Annotated in this window: 16 protein-coding genes; 9 read left to right on the top strand and 7 right to left on the bottom strand. The window is 70.8% G+C overall.

Features of this window, described 5'->3' with window-relative positions; all coding sequences use genetic code 11:
* Positions 1-8: 8 nt before the first annotated feature.
* On the bottom strand, positions 9-452 hold the full coding sequence (locus tag R0232_RS31800) for a type II 3-dehydroquinate dehydratase (RefSeq protein ID WP_093354370.1): 444 nt from the start codon (positions 450-452) through the stop codon (positions 9-11).
* 26 nt (positions 453-478) lie between these two features.
* On the bottom strand, positions 479-1,486 hold the full coding sequence (locus R0232_RS31795) for a TRAP transporter substrate-binding protein (protein ID WP_431510615.1): 1,008 nt from the start codon (positions 1,484-1,486) through the stop codon (positions 479-481).
* Positions 1,487-1,644: 158 nt separating this feature from the next.
* Here R0232_RS31795 and R0232_RS31790 point away from each other — a divergent pair, with 158 nt between their 5' ends.
* Positions 1,645-2,427, top strand: a complete 783-nt coding sequence (locus R0232_RS31790) for an IclR family transcriptional regulator (protein ID WP_093354375.1) — start codon at positions 1,645-1,647, stop codon at positions 2,425-2,427.
* Here the strand turns inward: R0232_RS31790 and rsmI are convergent.
* The gene (rsmI, locus tag R0232_RS31785; protein ID WP_431510614.1) at positions 2,424-3,377 is read right to left on the bottom strand and encodes a 16S rRNA (cytidine(1402)-2'-O)-methyltransferase; all 954 of its coding nucleotides are present in this window, start codon (positions 3,375-3,377) and stop codon (positions 2,424-2,426) included. The genes R0232_RS31790 and rsmI overlap by 4 nt on opposite strands.
* A 54-nt stretch (positions 3,378-3,431) precedes the next feature.
* Between rsmI and R0232_RS31780 the strand changes: the two genes are divergently transcribed.
* The 4 genes from R0232_RS31780 (at position 3,432) to R0232_RS31765 (ending at position 8,675) form a co-directional block, all read left to right on the top strand.
* The gene (locus tag R0232_RS31780) at positions 3,432-3,815 is read left to right on the top strand and encodes a YraN family protein (RefSeq protein WP_093354381.1); all 384 of its coding nucleotides are present in this window, start codon (positions 3,432-3,434) and stop codon (positions 3,813-3,815) included.
* 217 nt (positions 3,816-4,032) lie between these two features.
* The gene (locus tag R0232_RS31775) at positions 4,033-4,677 is read left to right on the top strand and encodes an SIS domain-containing protein (protein ID WP_057594006.1); all 645 of its coding nucleotides are present in this window, start codon (positions 4,033-4,035) and stop codon (positions 4,675-4,677) included.
* Positions 4,678-4,859: 182 nt separating this feature from the next.
* Positions 4,860-7,682, top strand: a complete 2,823-nt coding sequence (locus R0232_RS31770) for a CehA/McbA family metallohydrolase (RefSeq protein WP_431510613.1) — start codon at positions 4,860-4,862, stop codon at positions 7,680-7,682.
* A 198-nt stretch (positions 7,683-7,880) separates the two neighbouring features.
* Positions 7,881-8,675: a BON domain-containing protein gene (locus R0232_RS31765; RefSeq protein ID WP_256223022.1), complete on the top strand. Its 795-nt coding sequence runs from the start codon at positions 7,881-7,883 to the stop codon at positions 8,673-8,675.
* A 67-nt stretch (positions 8,676-8,742) separates the two neighbouring features.
* Here R0232_RS31765 and R0232_RS31760 read toward each other — a convergent pair whose 3' ends face one another.
* Positions 8,743-9,651 (bottom strand): NAD(P)-dependent oxidoreductase, encoded by a 909-nt coding sequence (locus R0232_RS31760; RefSeq protein WP_431510612.1) that lies wholly within the window; start codon positions 9,649-9,651, stop codon positions 8,743-8,745.
* Positions 9,652-9,755: 104 nt separating this feature from the next.
* Here R0232_RS31760 and R0232_RS31755 point away from each other — a divergent pair, with 104 nt between their 5' ends.
* Positions 9,756-10,241: a MerR family transcriptional regulator gene (locus R0232_RS31755; protein WP_296796227.1), complete on the top strand. Its 486-nt coding sequence runs from the start codon at positions 9,756-9,758 to the stop codon at positions 10,239-10,241.
* A complete protein-coding gene (locus tag R0232_RS31750; protein ID WP_431510611.1) occupies positions 10,238-11,788 on the top strand; it encodes an MFS transporter in 1,551 nt (516 codons plus the stop codon). Before R0232_RS31755 ends, R0232_RS31750 begins: the two co-directional genes overlap by 4 nt.
* 146 nt (positions 11,789-11,934) lie before the next feature.
* On the opposite strand, the gene R0232_RS31745 is transcribed toward R0232_RS31750, so the two are convergent.
* Together R0232_RS31745 and R0232_RS31740 are read right to left on the bottom strand one after the other, a co-directional pair.
* Complete coding sequence (locus R0232_RS31745) at positions 11,935-13,071, bottom strand: PilT/PilU family type 4a pilus ATPase (protein WP_057594011.1); 1,137 nt, start codon at positions 13,069-13,071, stop codon at positions 11,935-11,937.
* Positions 13,072-13,093: 22 nt separating this feature from the next.
* Positions 13,094-14,137: a type IV pilus twitching motility protein PilT gene (locus R0232_RS31740; protein WP_093354394.1), complete on the bottom strand. Its 1,044-nt coding sequence runs from the start codon at positions 14,135-14,137 to the stop codon at positions 13,094-13,096.
* Positions 14,138-14,188: 51 nt separating this feature from the next.
* Between R0232_RS31740 and R0232_RS31735 the strand changes: the two genes are divergently transcribed.
* The gene (locus R0232_RS31735; protein WP_398492322.1) at positions 14,189-14,890 is read left to right on the top strand and encodes a YggS family pyridoxal phosphate-dependent enzyme; all 702 of its coding nucleotides are present in this window, start codon (positions 14,189-14,191) and stop codon (positions 14,888-14,890) included.
* 10 nt (positions 14,891-14,900) lie between these two features.
* On the opposite strand, the gene R0232_RS31730 is transcribed toward R0232_RS31735, so the two are convergent.
* Positions 14,901-15,368, bottom strand: coding sequence for an Lrp/AsnC ligand binding domain-containing protein (locus tag R0232_RS31730; RefSeq protein WP_057594014.1), 468 nt, complete (start codon positions 15,366-15,368; stop codon positions 14,901-14,903).
* Positions 15,369-15,478: 110 nt separating this feature from the next.
* Between R0232_RS31730 and R0232_RS31725 the strand changes: the two genes are divergently transcribed.
* Positions 15,479-18,454, top strand: coding sequence for an L-glutamate gamma-semialdehyde dehydrogenase (locus R0232_RS31725; protein ID WP_431510610.1), 2,976 nt, complete (start codon positions 15,479-15,481; stop codon positions 18,452-18,454).
* The last annotated feature ends 8 nt before the right edge of the window (positions 18,455-18,462 follow it).

The raw sequence follows: 18,462 nt of genomic DNA, 5'->3' as shown, positions 1-18,462 counted from the left end.
GCGCGGGCTCACTGCTTGCCGTCGCGCACGATCTCGACCAGCGCGCGCAGCGCCGCGAGATAGGACTGCGGCCCGAGCCCCTGCACTGTGCCGCGCACCGCCGGCGAGATGATCGAGTGCGCGCGCCAGGCCTCGCGCGCCGCGATGTTCGACATGTGGACCTCGATGGTCGGGAACGGCATGGCCTTGATCGCGTCGTGCAGCGGCACGCCGTGCTGCGTGAGGCCCGCGGGGTTGACCAGCGCGCCCTGTGCCTCGTCGATGTGCTGGTGCAGGAAGTCGACCAGCGCGCCTTCGTGGTTCGACTGGATCGTCGCCACCGTGATGTCGAGCTCGTGCGCGAGCTTGTCGATGCGCGCGTCGATCTCGGCCAGGGTGGTGCGGCCGTAGATGTGCGGCTCGCGGCGGCCGAAGAGGTTGAGATTGGGACCGTGCAGGACGAGGAACTTCATGATGGATGCTCGCGGTTGCGGTGCGCTCACTGCTTGGCGCCGCGGATGCGCGCGAGCTCGTCGTTGTAGAGCTTGACGATGGCCGGGTCGTACTGGGCCGCGAACTTGTCGATCACCGGCTGCGCGATCTCGCGCATGCGCACCTGCTCCTTCGGCGCCACCTCGTTGAACTGCGCGCCCTTGGCCTGCAGCTCGCCCACGGCCTTCTGCGCCGCGGTGCGGCTGGCCTGGCGCTGGTAGCCGCGCGCCTCGTCGGCGGCCTCGCGCATCCACTTCTGCTCGGTCGGCGAGAGCTGGTCCCAGAACTTCTTGCTCACGAGCACGATGTTGGCCGCGTACACGTGGTTGGTGGCGCTCACGAACTTCTGCACCTCGTAGAACTTGTTCGACAGGATCACGGCGAACGGGTTCTCCTGGCCGTCGACCGCCTTCGACTCGAGCGCGCCGTAGAGCTCGGCGAAGGGCATCGGCACCGGGTTGGCCTTGAAGGCCTTGAAGGTGTCGAGGAACACCGGGTTCGGGATCACGCGGATCTTCAGGCCCTGCAGGTCCTCGGCCCTGGTGATCGGGTGCTTGCTGTTGGTCACGTTGCGAAAGCCCAGGTCCCAGTAGCCGAGCGCCACCAGGCCCTTCTCGGGCAGCTTGGCGATCAGCGCCTGGCCCAGCGGTCCGTCGAGCAGCTGGTCGGCCTGCTCGAAGCTGGCGACCGCGAACGGGAAGTCGACCAGGCCGAACTCCTTGACGATGCCCGCGAGCGAGGTGGTCGCGGGCGCCGACATCTGCTGCACGCCGCCCTGAAGCGCCGACTGCTGCTGCATCTCGTTGCCGAGCTGGTTGGCCGGGTACTCCTGCACCTTCATCTTGCCGCCGCTCTTGGCCGCGAGCAGCTCGGCGAAGCGCTTCACGCCCAGGCTCACCGGATGGTCGGTGTTGTTGAGGTGGCCGAAGCGGATGGTGCGCTCCTGCTGCGCCAGGGCGGGCGCGGCGAGGCCGATGCAGAGGCTGGCGAGGGCGAAGGTGCGAAGAAGTTTCACGGGTGGGCTCCAGGGAAGGACGGAAGACGGCATGGCCGATGCGATGGGAGGAATTCTGTGGCGAATCGGAAAATCTTTCCACTATGGAAATCCCTTCCCTTCATCTGATAGAGTTCGGCTGTCGCCATCGGTCCGCGACATGAACCGGGAGTACTGACATGAGCGAAATGCTGGGACGCAGCTTCAGGGTGCTGGAATATCTGGCGTCCCATCCCGAGGGCGTGCCCCTGTCCCTGCTGGCGGGCGATCTGCAGATCCCGCTGAGCGCCTCGCACCGCCTGCTGACGGAGCTGATCCGCTACGGCTATGTGCGGCAGGAGCAGCGCGACGGCCACTACGTGCTGACCATCAAGCTGGTGTCGATCGGCCTCTCGTTCCTCAGCAACTCGGGCGTGGTCGACGTCGCGCAGCCGCTGCTCGACCAGCTCGCCAAGGCCTCGGGCGAGCTGGTGCGCCTCGCGGTGGTCGACGGCGACGAGCTCACCTTCGTGGCCAAGGCGCAGGGTGCGACCCACGGTCTGCGCTACGACCCGGACATGGGCCTGTCGGTGGCGCTGTCGTGCAGCGCGGCCGGCCATGCCTGGCTCTCGACCCTGCCCGAGGACGACGCGATGGCGCTGGTCGCGAAGAAGGGCCTGGGCAAGCCCGAGGACTTCGGCCCCAAGGCGCCGACCACGCTCAAGGCCGTGATGGTCTACGTGAAGGCGGCGCGCCAGCGCGGCTTCAGCCTGATCAACGAGGTGTTCGCGCCCGGCATGACCGCGATGGCGGCACCGGTCTTCGGCCCGTCCGGCCCGGCCATCGGCGTCATCACCATCGCCGGTCCCGCGGTGCGGCTGACGGCGCAGCGCATGGAGACGCTCGGGCCCACGCTGATGCAGGCGGCGGCCGAGGTGGCCACGGCGAGCGGGGCCTCGGCGCTGTTCAAGAAGCGCGCTTAGTCGGCGTCTTCGTCCGATGCGTTGCGGATCCGCAGCGCCGCGTCGTAGAGCGTGTTGCGCGGCGCGCCCGTGATCTCGGCCGCGAGCTTCACGGCGGTCTTCACCGGCAGTTCGGCCAGCAGCAGGCGCAGCACGCGCTCGCCCTCGGCGCCGTCGTCGGCCGCCACCGCCACCGGGTGCAGCACCAGCGCGAACTCGCCGCGCGTGCGGTCGCGCTCGGCCGCGAACCAGCCGGACAGGGCGCTGGCCGCCAGCGTCGCGATCTCCTCGAACTGCTTCGTGAGCTCGCGGCCCACGGTGACGCGGCGCTCGCCGAGCACGGCCAGCGCGCGCGCCAGCGGCTCGATGCGGTGCGGGGCCTCGAGCAGCACCACGGCGCGCGGTTCTTGCGCGAGCGCCTGCACGGCGCTGTCGCGCTCGCCGGCCTTGCTCGGCAGGAAGCCCGCGAACACGAAGGCGCTGCTCGCGCTGTCGCCGCTGCCATCGGACACCAGCCCGGCCGCGCCGACCAGCGTGGTGACGCTGCTCGCGCCCGGCAGCGGCAGCGCGCGCAGGCCGGCGGCATGCACCGCGGCCACCAGCCGTGCGCCGGGGTCGCTCACGCCCGGCGTGCCGGCGTCGCTGACGTAGGCGATGCGCTCGCCCTGCGCGAGCCGCGCGACCACGGCCTGCGCGGCCTCGGCCTCGTTGTGCTGGTGCAGCGCGAGCAATTGCGCGCCGGGGCGGTCGATGCCGTAGGCGCGCAGCAGGCTCTGCGTGTGGCGCGTGTCCTCGCAGGCGACGGCGTCGACCAGCTGCAGCACGTGCAGCGCGCGCAAGGTGATGTCGGCCAGGTTGCCGATCGGCGTGGCGACCACGTAGAGGGTGCCCTGCGGATAATGCTGCGCACCGGCGGCGTCGCGCGCGGCCCCGAGGGCGGCACCGAAAGAGGCGGGTGCGAGTGAGGCCAAGCGCTTTTCTCCGAGGGACGTCGACACAAGAACAAACGGGAACAGGGAGCGGTCATGAAGACCACGACGACGGCGTCGGCCGTCACGACCAAGGGCCGCGGCGACGCGGCCGAGGACGCCGCATTGGCGCACCTGGAGCGCGCGGGGCTGCAGCTGGTCGCGCGCAATTATCGGACGCCGGGCCGCGGCGGCGGCGAGATCGACCTGATCATGCGCGATCCGCGCGACCGCACGCTGGTGTTCGTCGAGGTGCGCCAGCGCAGTTCCACCGGCCATGGCGGCGCGGCCGGCAGCATCACGGCGGCCAAGCAGCGGCGCATCGTGTTCGCGGCGCGCCACTATCTCGCCCGTTTGCGCGAGCCGCCGCCGTGCCGCTTCGACGTGGTGCTGGTCGAGGAGCGCATCACGTGGTTGCGCGCGGCTTTCGACGCGGGCTGACAAGGTGTGAATAAACCTGCTGCGCGCCCCGATCTCGCACCTGTGGTCCTCACCGTACGTGAGTACGGCTGCGGTCCTCGGCGCGACCTCGGGGCGCTCGCTACGGTTTCTTCACACCTTGTGAGCGGCCCGCGCACCGGCGCGCGATGCATGAAGGTGTAGGGCGGATCACAGCGCGGGGTCTTTCGCTGCATCCCCGCAGTTATCATCCCGCCCCATGCTCGAGCAACGGATTCAGCAGCACTTCATCGACAGCGCCGACCTCAAGTACCAGGCCGGCCCGATTCTGAGCAAACCCATTTCGCAGGCGATGCAGGCGATCCTGGCGTGCGTGACCAGCGGCGGCAAGGTGCTGGCCTGCGGGTCGGGCGTGTCGGGCCTGCTGGCCACGCAGTTCGCCTCGCAGTTCGTCGGCCGCTTCGAGCGCGAGCGGCCCGAGCTCGCGGCCATCGCGCTGCCCGGCGACAGCACCGACCCCGCGGCCGACGGCGCGAATGCCGTCGACGGCGACCGCTTCGCGCGCCAGGTGCGCGCGCTCGGCCAGGCCGGCGACGTGCTGCTCGCGCTCAGCGTCAGCGGCCAGTCGGCCCCGGTGCTCGCGGCGGTGCATGCCGCGCACGAGCGCGACATGACCGTGGTGGCGCTGCTCGGCAATGCCAACGCGGGCGCCTCGGCCGCGCCCGGCACCGGCGGCGTGATCGGCCGCGCGCTGCGCGAGACCGACGTGCAGATCAGCGTGCCGCACGAGCGCGGCGCGCGCATCCACGAGATCCACCTGCTCGCGCTGCATTGCCTGTGCGACGGCGTGGACGCGCAGCTGCTCGGCGATCCGGACAGCGACGTGCTGTCGCCGTCGAGCTGAACCCTTCACGCATGACGCTCCCCGGCGCGCGGGGGGGCATGCGTTTCGCTGCGCCGGGGTCTGAGTTTTTCTCAGAACGATTTCATAAATGTGTTGAACAAAGTTCACGTGATTGACATGGCGGCTTCCTAGCATCGCGGCCGAGCGCGCTCGCTCCTCAACTCTCCGGCGCGCCGCCCCCCATGAAACTCCCGAACTTCCCCTCCCTGCCCGCGGTCCGCGGCAGGCTGTCATCGGCCCCTTCCACGCGCCGCACGCCACGCGCCGCGCTGGCCACCCTGAGCGCCGTCTGCGTGCTGGCACTGAGTGCCTGCGGTGGCGGCAGCGGTGGCGGCGGCGGCTTCTTCGGCTTCGCGCCGCCCTCGGGCGGCGGCCCCGCGCAAGGCGACAACGGCCAGGACGGCGGCGCGCAGCCCGCGAGCTTCGCGCTGTCGCTCGCGGTCGAGGGCAGCGGCGACGTCGAATCGCTCGATGCCAGGCTGGCCTGCGGCCCCGGCAGCTGCACCGGCGCCAGCGCCGACTACGCCGAAGGCAGCACCGTCACGCTCAACGCCACGCCCGCGCACGGCTTCGTGTTCGCGGGCTGGCAGGGCACCTCGTGCGAGAGCGGCGACACGCGCTGCGTCGTGACCGTGAAGGCCGCGCAGCGCATCGCCGCGAAGTTCACGCAGGCCGCGCCGTCGATCCCCGCCGGCACCTGGCTCAAGGGCGACACGCACGTGCACGACGACCACTCGTCCGACGGCAGTGCGGCGCGCCAGCTCAACGACGACAAGGGGCCGGGCAACACCGGCGTCGCCGACCAGATCGGGCAGGGCACGCGCATGGGCCTGGAGTTCATGCCGCTGACCGACCACCGCACCTACGACCAGCACTACGACTGGAACTGGGAGTCGCCCTCGCTGCTGCTGGTGCGCGGCGAGGAGGCCAACGGCAGCCCGCACGCGACGGTGCAGGGCGGCGTCGACTCGATCGTGCAGGGCGCCGCGCGCGCCGACCGCCAGCCCTTCACGCACCTGCAGCAGTCGATCTGGGACGCGCACAGCCAGGGTGCGAACTGGACCGTGGCGCATCCCAACGACGGCGAGACCAATGCCGACGGCTCGTTCAATGCCTATGCCAACGTGCAGGGCGTGGACCTGGTCGAGACCTGGAACGGCACGCCGAGCCCCGAGACCGTGCTGGCCGACGCCTATGCCGAGAAGCTGTGGAACACGGGCTTCCGCTTCGGCATCGCGGGCGCGAGCGACAGCCACATGCGCGAGCTGTGGGACGGCGAGGGCACGGTCTATCCGATCTCGAATCCCGGCATGCCGGCCACGCAACTGCTGTCCAGGGCCTACAACGAGCGCGCCATCGTGCAGGCGCTGCAGCGCGGCCACACCAGCCTCTCGTACGACCCGAACGGCCCCTTCGTCTCGATCGCCACCGACCTGCGCGGCGGCGGCTACACCGCGATCGGCGGCGACGAGGTGTTCGTGCCGGCCGGCACCGCCGGCCACCTGCGCATCGACGTGCGCCGCGCCGCGGGCCTGGACGTGTTCGTCTACCGCGCGCCCGGCAAGAGCGCCGGCCCGCTCAAGAGCTTCAAGCCCAAGACCGATGCCGAGAGCTTCATCGTCGACATCGCGGCCGGCGACAAGCCCGACTGGTACCGCGCCGAGGTGCGCGGCATGAGCACGCCGCAGCCCTGGGCGCCGGTGTCGGTCGACGAGGTCAAGGCCACCGTGTCGCCGATCTTCGTCTCGCCCGCGCCGGTCGAGGCCAAGCCCGCGACGCCGATTCCCGCCGATGCCGGCACCGAGGACGGCGCGCTGCGCGTGGCGGGTGCGCGCGGCGGCTTCGCGGGCTTCCCCGACATCGCGGTCGCCGACGGCGCGCTGCACTTCGTGGCCGAGCTGCATGGCGCCTCGAGCAGCACCGTGGTCTATCGCCAGCGCGATGCCAAGGGCGTGTGGCGCGACGCGGGCCGCACGCTCAGCGGCCAGGGCCAGGCGCGCTTTCCGCGCGTGGCCGCGCGCGGCAACGAGGTCTGGGTGGCCTGGGAGGAGGACGCGGTGCAGGTGCCGCACCGGCCCGAGATCAAGCTGCGGCATTCGGCCGACGGCGGCGCCAACTGGGACGCCACCGTGACCGTGCGCGCGGTCGAGGGACGCGCCGAGCATCCGGCGATCGCGCTGTCGGCCGGCGGCAAGCCCGTGCTCGCATGGCAGGAGATCGCGGCCCATCAGGCCTTCGACATCATGGCGCAGGAGATCGGCACCGACGTCCAGCCGCGCAACCTGTCGGCCGCCGGCAAGGTGACCGATCCGGGCATCGCCAGCGACACGCGCACCCCGCGCTATCCGGCCTCGGTGCTGCCCTCGGTGGCGGTGGCGGCCGACGGCCGCGTCGCCGTGGCGTGGCAGGACGACCGCAGCGACAAGGATCCGCTTTGGACCGGCGCCGCGAGCTACGGCGAGGGCACCACGCCCGACGACTGGCAGGTGCAGGTGCTGGTGCGCGAAGCCGGTGGCGCCTGGGCCGCGAAGCCGGCCGAGATCGGCACCTCGGACCGCGCCGACCGCCATCCGCAGATCGCGTTCGGCGCCAAGGGCGAGCTGGTCGCGGTCTGGGAGAGCAAGGAGCTCGCCGCGAGCGGGCGCAACCTCTCGGTGCGCGCCGCGGTCTCGGGCGACGGCGGCAAGTCCTTCGCGGCGCCGGTGGTGGTCGGCGCCGACGACAAGACCATGAGCGAGCGGCCGCGCCTGGGCGTCGATGCCGACGGCGCGGTGCGCGCGGTCTGGTACGACTCGCGCTCGGCCGACTGGCGCTGGCGCGTGATGACCGCGGTGTTCCGCCCCGACAGCGGCTGGGAGCCCGGCACCCTGCTGATGGCCCGCGGCAACAACACCTGGCCCGTGACCGCGGGCGGCCAGGTGGCGTTCGCCAGCACGCGCAATGCGCAGCGGCTGCAGCGCGATCCGACGCAGCAGGTGTTCCTGCTGTCGCTCGCGAAGCCCTGAGCTGAAGACGAACTGAAGAAGCGGCGGCGGCCGCATCCGGCGCGGGCCGCGGCGTTCCTCGGGAACTCCGCGGCCGTCTTCATTTCTACCAACAAGCCGTAACGGAGCGGCAAATCCGCTGGGCTAAACTCGCCGCGAACCCGGGCCAGGGCCTCGCGGCAGCGCCCATCTCGCACCTCCATTCCAGGGAAATCACACATGCAGAAGACCGCCTCGACGCCTCGCGCCATGCACCGCCTCGTTCTCGCACTCGCCTCGGGCGCGGCATTGGTCGCGGGCCTCTCGGCCTGCGTGCCGCTGGTGGTCGGCGGCGCGGCGGCGGTGGGCGTGGGCATGGTGGCGACCGATCGCCGCAGCTCGGGCGCCCAGCTCGACGACCAGGGCATCGAGCTGCGCGCCGCGGCCCGCGTGCGCGACATCGCCAACGACCAGATGTACGTCAGCGTGACCAGCTACAACCGCCAGGTGCTCTTGACCGGCGCGGTGGGCAACGAGGCCGATCGCCGCCGCGTCGAGGACGTGGTGCGCGGCGCCGAGAACGTGCGCTCTGTGGTCAACGAACTCACGCTGGGCACGCCGAGCACCTTCCAGGACCGCTCCAACGACCTCTACGTCACCGGCAAGGTCAAGGCCTCGCTGCTCGACGCCAAGGACATCTTCGCCAACTCCTTCAAGGTCGTGACCGAGCGCGGCACGGTCTACCTGATGGGCATCGCCACGCGCCGCGAGACCGATCGCGCGACCGAGGTGGTGCGCAGCGTGACCGGCGTGCAGAAGGTGGTGCGCGTGGTCGAGATCGTGAGCGAGGCCGACCTGACCGGCGCGCAGCGCGGCGGCACCGGGGTTTCCGCGCCCGCGCCCGTGGTGCCGGCCTCGCAGCCGCAGCCCGGCACCTCGTCGCGCGTGCCGCTGCCGCCGATGGAGCCGCTGCCGTCTTCGTCGGCACCGGCGCCCGCGCCGGCCGGTGGCGTGACGACCAGCCCGATCCGCTGAAGCGTATCGGTGCCCCAAGAAGAAAGGCCCCGTTCAGGGGCCTTTGTCATTCACGGGGTGTACGTCGTCACTTCAGCCGCGTGATCAGGCTCGAGGTGTCCCAGCGCTGGCCGCCCGACTGCTGCACGTCGGCATAGAACTGGTCGACCAGCGCGGTCACGGGCACGCGCGCGCCGTTGCGCTTGGCCTCGTCGAGCACCAGGCCCAGGTCCTTGCGCATCCAGTCGACCGCGAAGCCGAAGTCGAACTTGCCCTCGATCATGGTCTTGCCGCGGTTGTCCATCTGCCAGCTCTGGGCGGCGCCCTTGCCGATGACCTCGAGCACCGCCTGCATGTCGAGCCCCGCGCGCTGGCCGAAGGCGATGGCTTCCGACAGGCCCTGCACCAGGCCCGCGATCGCGATCTGGTTGACCATCTTCGCGAGCTGGCCCGCGCCGCTCTCGCCGAGCAGCGTGACCGCGCGCGCGAAGGCCGCGGCCACCGGCTTGATGCGATCGAAGGCGGCCGCGTCGCCGCCGCACATCACGGTGAGCGCGCCGTTCTGGGCGCCGGCCTGGCCGCCCGACACCGGCGCATCGATGAACTGCAGGCCGCGCTCGAGCGCGGCCTTGGAGAGCTCGCGCGCCACGTCGGCCGAGGCGGTCGTGTGGTCGACGAAGACCGCGCCCTTCGCCATGCCGGCGAAGGCGCCGTCGTCGCCGAGCACCACCGAGCGCAGGTCGTCGTCGTTGCCGACGCAGCAGAACACGAGGGTGGCGCCGGCCACCGCTTCGCGCGGCGTGGCCGCGTGGCGGCCGGGGGCGCCGAACTCGTCGACCCAGGCCCGGGCCTTGGCCTCGGTGCGGTTGTAGACCGTGACGCTGTGGCCGGCCTTGGCCAGGTGGCCGGCCATCGGCCCGCCCATGACGCCGAGGCCCAGGAAGGCCACCGTCTGCGCGGGAGTGGATTCGTAGGTGCGGGGGTTGATGCTGCTCATGGGCCCGAGCTTAAAGCCATTCGGCGACAGCCTGCACCCTGGGGGACATGGCCGTGCCGGTGCAAACCTGTACGTGAACGTACACGTTGGAGTAGAATCGCCCCATGAGCTCCCCGGCCCCCCCGCCCAAGTCCCTCACCGTTCGCGATGCCGCGGCGCAGCTCGGCGTGACGCCGCGCACGCTCAAGTACTACGAGGAACTGGGCATCGTGGTGCCGGTGCGCAGCGAGGGCCGCTACCGGCTCTACGAACCGGCCGACCTCGAGCGGCTCGCGCGCGTGCTGCGCATGCGCTCGCTGGGCTTCTCGCTCACCACCATCACCGAGATGCTGCGCCAGCCGATGGAGGCGCCGGCCGAGGGCGGCCGGCCGCGGCTGTCGAATGCCTCGCTCAAGTCGCTGCGCGAGACGCTGGGCGCGCAGCTCGCCACGCTCGATGCGCGCGTGGCCCAGGTGCGCCGCGAGCTCAAGGAAGCCGCGGCCCTGCAGGCCCAGTTGCGCCGCGACCTCGACTACGTCGAACGCCGCCTGGCCGGCGAACCGGTGGAGGAGGCCCTCGCGCAGCGGCGCGCGGAGCGCCCGGCGTCATGAACGCACCGGCCCTCGCCCGGCAACCGCGCGGCCTCTCGGCCGTGGCGTGGATGCCCTGGGCGATCGGGCTGGTCACGGCGGTCGACTACTTCGACAACGCGCTGTTCGCGTTCTTCGCGAGCTACATCGCGGGCGGCGTCAACGCCTCGCCCGACGAACTGGTGTGGGCCTCGAGCGCCTACGCGCTGGGCGCGGTGCTCGGCATCCTGCAGCAGCATGCGTGGATCGAGCGGCTCGGCTACCGGCGCTACCTCGCGCTGTGCATGTTCGCCTTCGCCGCGGGCGGCCTCGGCGCCGCCTGGTCCGACAGTTCCACCCAGCTCGCGCTGGCGCGCGGCGTGCAGGGCTACTTCGTGGGGCCGATGCTCGGCGCCTGCCGCATCCTGATCCAGATCGGCCTGCCGGCCGAGCGCCGCGCCAAGGCGCTCAAGGCCTTCATGGTGCTGATCGTCTTCGGCGGCGCGCTGGCGCCGGTGGCCGGTGCCTTCCTGGTCTCGAACTTCGACTGGCGCTGGCTGTTCGGCTGCACCGTGCCGGCGGCGGTGCTGATCGGCCTGCTGGTGCTGTGGGCGCTGCCCGACCTCGGCGACGTCGAGCCGCACGAGCGTACCGCGCCGCACCATGCGCCCTACCTGGTGTTCGCGCTGGCGCAGGCGGCGCTGCAGGTGGTGCTCACGCGCACCCACTTCGAGCTGTTCACCGGTTCGCCCGCGCTCGTGGGGCTGGCGCTGGCCGGCCTCGCGGGGCTCGCCTGGTTCGGCTGGCACCAGTGGCACCATCCCGCGCCCCTGGTGCGGCTGCATGCGCTGCGGCAGCCGGGCTTTCGCGTCGGGCTCGCGCTCTACGTCGTCTACTACTACCTGTCGACCGGCTTCAGCTACCTGCTGCCGCGGCTGATGGAAGGCGGGCTCGGCTTCAGCGTGGGCAACACCGGCTACTTCACGGGCGCGATGTCGCTCGCCACCGGGCTGCTGGTGTTCGTCTACCTGCGCTACTCGGCGCGCCTCGCGCACAAGAAGTGGCTGATCGTCGCGGGCTTCGCGATCGCCGCGCTGGCTTCCGCCTGGCTCGCGCGCGTCACGCCGCAGTCGGGGCGCGAGGCGCTGGTCGGGCCGCTGCTGCTGCGCGGCCTGCTGATGCTGTTCGTGGTGCTGCCGGTCGCGAACCTCACCTTCCGGCCCTTCGCGGCCGAGGACTTCGCGCACGGCTACCGGCTCAAGAACCTGGTGAGGCAGCTCGCGATCTCCTTCGCCACCTCGAGCGTGATCGCGCTGCAGCAGCACCGGCTCGCGCTGCACGAAACCCGGCTCGCCGAATCGGCCAACGCCGGCAACGCGGGCTTCATGCAGGCGCTCGAGGCGCTGACGCGCAATTTCGCGGCGCTCGGCCATGCGGCCGGCGAGGCGCATGCGATGGCGCTCGGCACCCTGTGGCGCACGCTCGAGCAGCAGGCCACCTTCATGGCCTCGCTCGACGGCTTCACGGCGATCGCCGTGGTCGCGCTCGCGGCGGGCGTGTTCGCCGCCTGGCAGCGGCAGATCGACTGACCAAAGCGGAAGCGGACAGCCGAACGCAGAGGGCGCGAAGGTCTCGCGAAAGTCGCAGAAGAAGGCAGGAAGAATTCTAAAAATTCTTTTCTGCGACTTCTGCGCTCTTTGGTCTTCCTTCTGCGTTCGGCTGTCCGCTCCCGAATTCAGACGATCGCGAAGTGCTCCGTGCCCGCGGCCAGGTCGGTGCTGCGCGCGCGCTGGCTGTTGAGCTTGATCTGCAGCCGCAGGTCGTTGGCCGAGTCGGCATTGCGCAGCGCATCCTCGAAGCTGATCGCGTGGCCCTCGAACAGGTCGAACAGCGCCTGGTCGAAGGTCTGCATGCCGAGGTTGCGGCTCTTCTTCATGATCTCCTTGATCTCGCCGACCTCGCCCTTGAAGATCAGGTCGGAGATCAGCGGCGTGTTCAGCAGGATCTCGACCGCCGCCACGCGGCCCAGGCCGTCCTCGGTCGGCACCAGGCGCTGCGAAACCAGCGAGCGCAGGTTCAGCGACAGGTCCATCAAGAGCTGGGCGCGGCGCTCCTCGGGAAAGAAGTTGATGATCCGGTCGAGCGCCTGGTTGGCGCTGTTGGCGTGCAGCGTGGCCATGCACAGGTGGCCGGTCTCGGCGAAGGCCACGGCGTGCTCCATGGTCTCGCGGTCGCGGATCTCGCCCATCAGGATCACGTCGGGCGCCTGGCGCAGCGTGTTCTTGAGCGCCGCCTCCCAGCTGTCGGTGTCGATGCCCACCTCGCGCTGCGTCACCACGCAGTTCTTGTGCGGATGCACGAACTCCACCGGGTCCTCCACCGTGACGATGTGGCCGAAGGAGTTCTCGTTGCGCCAGTCGATCATCGCGGCCAGCGTGGTCGACTTGCCCGAGCCGGTGGCGCCCACCAGGATGCACAGGCCGCGCTTGGTCATCGACACGTCCTTGAGCACCTGCGGCATGCCCAGGTCGTCGATGGTCGGCAGCTTGGCCGGGATGGTCCGCAGCACCATGCCGACCTTGCCCTGCTGCACGAAGGCGTTGACGCGGAAGCGGCCGATGCCGGTCGGCGAGATCGCGAAGTTGCACTCCTTGGTGCGCTCGAACTCGGCCGTCTGGCGGTCGTTCATCACCGAGCGCGTGAGCGCCAGCGTGTGCTGCGCACCCAACGCCTGCTGCGAGACCTTGGTGACCTTGCCGTCGACCTTGATCGCGGGCGGGAAGTCGGCCGTGATGAACAGGTCGCTGCCGTTGCGGCTCACCATGAGCTTGAGCAGGTCGTTGATGAACTGGCTGGCTTGATCGCGTTCCATGAGGGGCTCCGGAGGGCTGGGGTCAGCCGGGGAAGTTTTCGGGGATCTTCGCTTTGCTGCGGGCTTCCGCGGCGGAGATCGTATTGCGCCGCACCAGATCCGTGAGGTTCTGGTCCAGCGTCTGCATGCCCTGGCCCTGGCCGGTCTGGATGGTGGAGTACATCTGCGCCACCTTGGCCTCGCGGATCAGGTTGCGGATGGCCGGAGTGCCCAGCATGATCTCGTGCGCCGCCACGCGGCCCAGGCCGTCCTTGGTCTTGCACAGGGTCTGCGAGATCACCGCCTGCAGCGACTCCGACAGCATGGCGCGGATCATCTCCTTCTCCTCGCCCGGGAACACGTCGATGATCCGGTCGATGGTCTTGGCGGCCGACGAGGTGTGCAGCGTGCCGAACACCAGGTGGCCGGTCTCGGCCGCGGTCATCGCGAGGCGGATGGTCTCGAGGTCGCGCATTTCGCCGACCAGGATCGCGTCGGGGTCCTCGCGCAGCGCCGAGCGCAGCGCGTTCGCGAACGACAGCGTCATCGGCCCGACCTCGCGCTGGTTGATCAGGCACTTCTTCGACTCGTGCACGAACTCGATCGGGTCCTCCACCGTGAGGATGTGGCCGTACTCGTTCTCGTTGAGGTAGTTGACCATCGCGGCCAGCGTGGTCGACTTGCCCGAGCCCGTGGGGCCGGTCACCAGCACCAGGCCGCGCGGCTTGAGCGCGAGTTCGCCGAAAATCTTGGGTGCATTCAGCTGCTCGAGCGTGAGGATCTTCGAGGGGATGGTCCGGAACACCGCGGCCGCCCCGCGCGCCTGATTGAAGGCGTTGACCCGGAAGCGCGCCAGGCCGTCGATCTCGAACGAGAAGTCGACCTCCAGAAATTCTTCGTAGTGCTTGCGGTGGGTGTCGCTCATGATGTCGTAGACCATGGCGTGCACCGCCTTGTGGTCCAGCGCATCGACATTGATGCGGCGCACATCGCCGTGAACGCGGATCATCGGCGGCAGGCCGGCCGACAGATGCAGGTCGGAAGCCTTGTTCTTGACGCTGAACGCGAGCAGTTGGGTGATGTCCACGGGGCTCCTCGATCGGGTTTCGGTGACGTTTTGATACGAATTTGGACGATTATGACGATGATTGGCGACGACCTCCAGCACGTGCGGCAGCGGATCGCGAAGGCCTGCGCCGACGCCGGCCGCGACCCCGGCGCGGTGCGGCTGCTGGCGGTATCGAAGACCTTCGGGCCCGAGGCGGTGCGCGAGGCGCAGGCGGCCGGCCAGTCGGCCTTCGGCGAGAACTACGTACAGGAAGGCCTGGACAAGATCGCCGCGCTGGCCGACCTGCGCGCCGGCCTCGAATGGCACTGCATCGGCCCCCTGCAGAGCAACAAGACGCGGCCCGTGGCCGAGCAGTTCGACTGGGTGCACAGCATCGACCGGCTCAAGATCGCCGAGCGGCTCTCGGCCCAGCGCCCGGCCCATCTGCCGCCGCTGCAGGTCTGCCTGCAGGTCAACGTCGACGGCGGCGCCAACAAGTCCGGCGTGACGCCCGAGGAGGCGCTGCCGCTGGCGCGCGCTGTGGCGGCGTTGCCACAGCTGGTGCTGCGCGGGCTCATGGCGATCCCCGAACCGGCACCCGATTTCGAGGCCCAGCGCGCGCTGTTCCTGCGCGCGAAGGCGCTGTTCGATGAAATCCGCGGCGCCGGCATCGCGCTCGACACCCTGTCGCTGGGCATGAGCGCCGACCTCGAGGCGGCGGTCAGCGCGGGCAGCACGATGGTGCGCATCGGCACGGCGATCTTCGGCGGCCGCCCGAAGAAGGCGGCCTGAGCGGCAAGGCTCAGATCCCGAGCGGGATCCGCGCGCTGCTCTTCACTTCCTCCATCACGGCATAGGTGCGCGTCTCGCGCACGCCCGGCAACTGCCACAGCACCGTGCCCGCGAAGTCGCGGTAGGCCGCCATGTCGGCCATGCGCGTCTTCAGCAGGTAGTCGAAGCCGCCGGCCACCATGTGGCATTCGACGATCTCCTCGCGCACCTGCACCGCGGCCTTGAACTGGTCGAACACGTTGGGCGTGGTGCGGTCCAGCAGCACCTCGACGAAGACCGTGAAGCCGCGGCCCAGCCGCTCGGCGTCGAGGCGCGCCTCGTAGCCCTGGATGAAGCCTTCGCGCGTGAGCCGCTGCACGCGCGCGAGCACCGCCGTCGGCGACAGCGCCACCGCCTCGGCCAGCTTGAGGTTGGTGATGCGGCCGTCTTCCTGAAGAATCTTCAGCAGCCGGAGATCGACGCGGTCCAGGTCGGTCATGGAAGTGGGATGGCAAGGGTTCTGGTGAATTATCCGGAAATGCTGTCGAATTTTGGTGAAAGATTCGTCATCAAGGCATGGACCATAGCCAATCCAACCAAGGAGAAGACATGCGCCTGCCCGACCCCTACCGACCCGAGACCGAGGTCGTCGCCCATCGACTCGCCCTGCTCGAGGGCGCGCTCGACTGGACCGCGGCCTCGACCGTTGCCACGCCCTGGGTGCAGGCGGTGCGCGACCATCCGCCGCCGTTCTGGGCCATGGAGAGCCTGCTGCGCGAATACCCGATCTCGAGCGCCGAGGGCCTCGCGCTGATGCGGCTGGCCGAGGCGCTGCTGCGCGTGCCCGATGCCGAGACCGCCATCGCGCTCACGGCCGACCAGCTCGGCCGCGCCGATTTCGAGGGCGCGGCCGATTCCACGCTGTCGCGCCTGTCGTCGGCCGCGATCGCGATGTCGAAGCGCTTCCTGCCCGAGGCCGACCATCCGCCCGGCCTGATGGCCCGGCTCGGCGCGCGCACCGTGGTCGCCGCCACGCTGCGCGCGGTGCAACTGCTGGGCCGGCAGTTCGTGCTGGGCCAGACCATCGCCGAGGCGATGGACGAGGCCCGTGCCGCCCACCGCAAGCAGTCCGCCCTGTGCTTCAGCTACGACATGCTCGGCGAGGGCGCGCGCACCGACGAGGACGCGCTGCGCTACCTCGAGAGCTACACCCGCGCCATCGCCGCGATCGCCCAGGGCGCCGATCCCACCGCCGCGCCCGAGCGCAACGACGGCATCTCGATCAAGCTCAGCGCGCTGCATCCGCGCTACGAGGACGCGCAGCGCGACCGCGTGCTGCGCGAGCTGGTGCCGCGCGTGTGGCTGCTGTGCGAGCGCGCGGCCGCGGCCAACATCAACCTCACCATCGACGCCGAGGAGGTCGACCGGCTCGAGCTCTCGCTCGACGTGTTCGACGCGCTCGCGACCCGTGTCGCGGCCGAGCATCCGCAATGGCGCGGTTTCGGCCTCGCGCTGCAGGCCTACCAGACGCGCGCGCTCGAGCTGATCGAACACGTCACCGCGATCGCGCGCCGCTACGGCCTGCGGCTGATGTGCCGGCTGGTCAAGGGCGCCTACTGGGACGCCGAGATCAAGCGCGCGCAGGAACTCGGCCTGCCGCACTACCCCGTGTTCACCCACAAGCACCACAGCGACGTCAGCTACCTGGCCTGCGCGCAGGCGCTGCTGGCCGCGCCCGACGCGATCTATCCGCAGTTCGCCACCCACAACGCGGGCACCATCGCGGCCATCCTGCAGATGGCGCAGCGGCAGGGCGCGCCGTTCGAGCTGCAGCGGCTGCACGGCATGGGCGAGGGCGTCTACCGCGAGGTCATGAAGCACACCGGCGCCTCGGTGCGCGTGTATGCGCCGGTCGGCCGCCACAAGGACCTGCTGGCCTACCTGGTGCGCCGCCTGCTCGAGAACGGCGCCAACTCCTCCTTCGTCAACCAGCTCGGCGACCCCGGCGTGCCCATCGCCACGCTGCTGGTCTCGCCGCTGTGGCTGGAACGCGAGAGCCCGCAACTGCCGCTGCCGCCGCTGCTCTACGGCCCGGCGCCCGCGCGGCGCAACAGCGACGGGCTCGACCTCACGGTCGACGCCATGCGCGCGCCGCTGTTCGCGGCGCTGGCCGCGACCGCGGTGCCGGTCGTGCCCGAGGCCGATCCCGCGAGCGCCGCGCGCGCCGTGGCCACGAGCGCGACGGCCTTCCGCGCCTGGCGCAACACGCCGGTGGCAACGCGCGCCGCCGCGCTGCGCCGCGCGGCCGATGCCTTCCAGGCGCAACTGCCGCGCCTGTGCGCGCTGCTCGTCAAGGAGGCCTTCAAGACCTGGGGCGACGCGGTGTCCGAGGTGCGCGAGGCGATCGACTTCCTGCGTTACTACGCCGACGAGGCCGAGCGCCTGATGCAGCCCGTGCTGCTGCCCGGCCCGACCGGCGAGCGCAACGAGCTGCGGCTCACCGCGCGCGGGCCCTGGGTCTGCATCAGCCCGTGGAACTTCCCGCTGGCCATCTTCACGGGCCAGGTCGCGGCCGCGCTCGCCACCGGCAACACCGTGCTGGCCAAGCCCGCCGAGCAGACGCCGGCCATCGCGCGCGAAGCGGTCGCGCTTCTGCAGGCCGCGGGCATTCCGGCCGACGCGCTGCAGCTGCTGCACGGCCCCGGCGAGACCGTGGGCGCCGCGCTGGTGGCCGCGCCCGGCGTGGCCGGCGTGGCGTTCACCGGCTCGACGCAGGTGGCGAAGATCATCCATCGCGCGCTGGCGGGCAAGGACGGTCCGATCGTTCCGCTGATCGCCGAGACCGGCGGCATCAACGCGATGCTGGTCGACTCGAGCGCGCTGCCCGAGCAGGTGGCCGATGCCGTCGTGCAGAGCGCCTTCCGCTCGGCCGGCCAGCGCTGCTCGGCGCTGCGGCTTCTGGTGCTGCACGAGGGCATCGCCGACGGCGTGATCGAGATGATCCGCGGCGCGGCGGCCGAGCTGTCGGCCGGCGATCCCGCGCTGCTCGCGACCGACGTCGGCCCGGTGATCGACCGCGAGGCGGCCGACAACATCCGCCGCCACCTGGTGCGGCTGGACCGCGAAGCGAAGCGCGTGCTGGCGCCCACGGCAACGGACGACGCGTCGTCCACCCTGATCGCGCCGGCGGCCTATGAAGTGGGTGCCATCGAGGACGTGCGCAGCGAGATCTTCGGCCCCGTGCTGCAGATCGTGCGCTGGGGCTCGGGCGCGCTGAGCGATCCGGCCGAGGTGATCGAGCGCATCAACGCGCTCGGCTACGGCCTCACGCTCGGCATCCAGACGCGCATCGATTCGCGCGCCCAGGCGCTGGCCGTGCGCGCCCACGTGGGCAATGTCTACGTCAACCGCAACATCATCGGCGCGGTGGTCGGCGTGCAGCCCTTCGGCGGCGAAGGGCTCAGCGGCACCGGGCCCAAGGCGGGCGGGCCGAACTACCTGCCGCGCTTCTGTGCCGAGCAGACCGTGACGGTCAACACGACGGCCGCGGGCGGCAATGCGGCGCTGCTGAGCACGGTGGCGTAGCGCCGTCG

It is taken from the genome of Variovorax sp. DAIF25 (assembly GCF_050711835.1).
GTDB lineage: Bacteria > Pseudomonadota > Gammaproteobacteria > Burkholderiales > Burkholderiaceae_C > Variovorax.
Note: the sequence above shows the minus strand (reverse complement) of the source record. Positions and strands in the feature narration are given on the sequence as shown.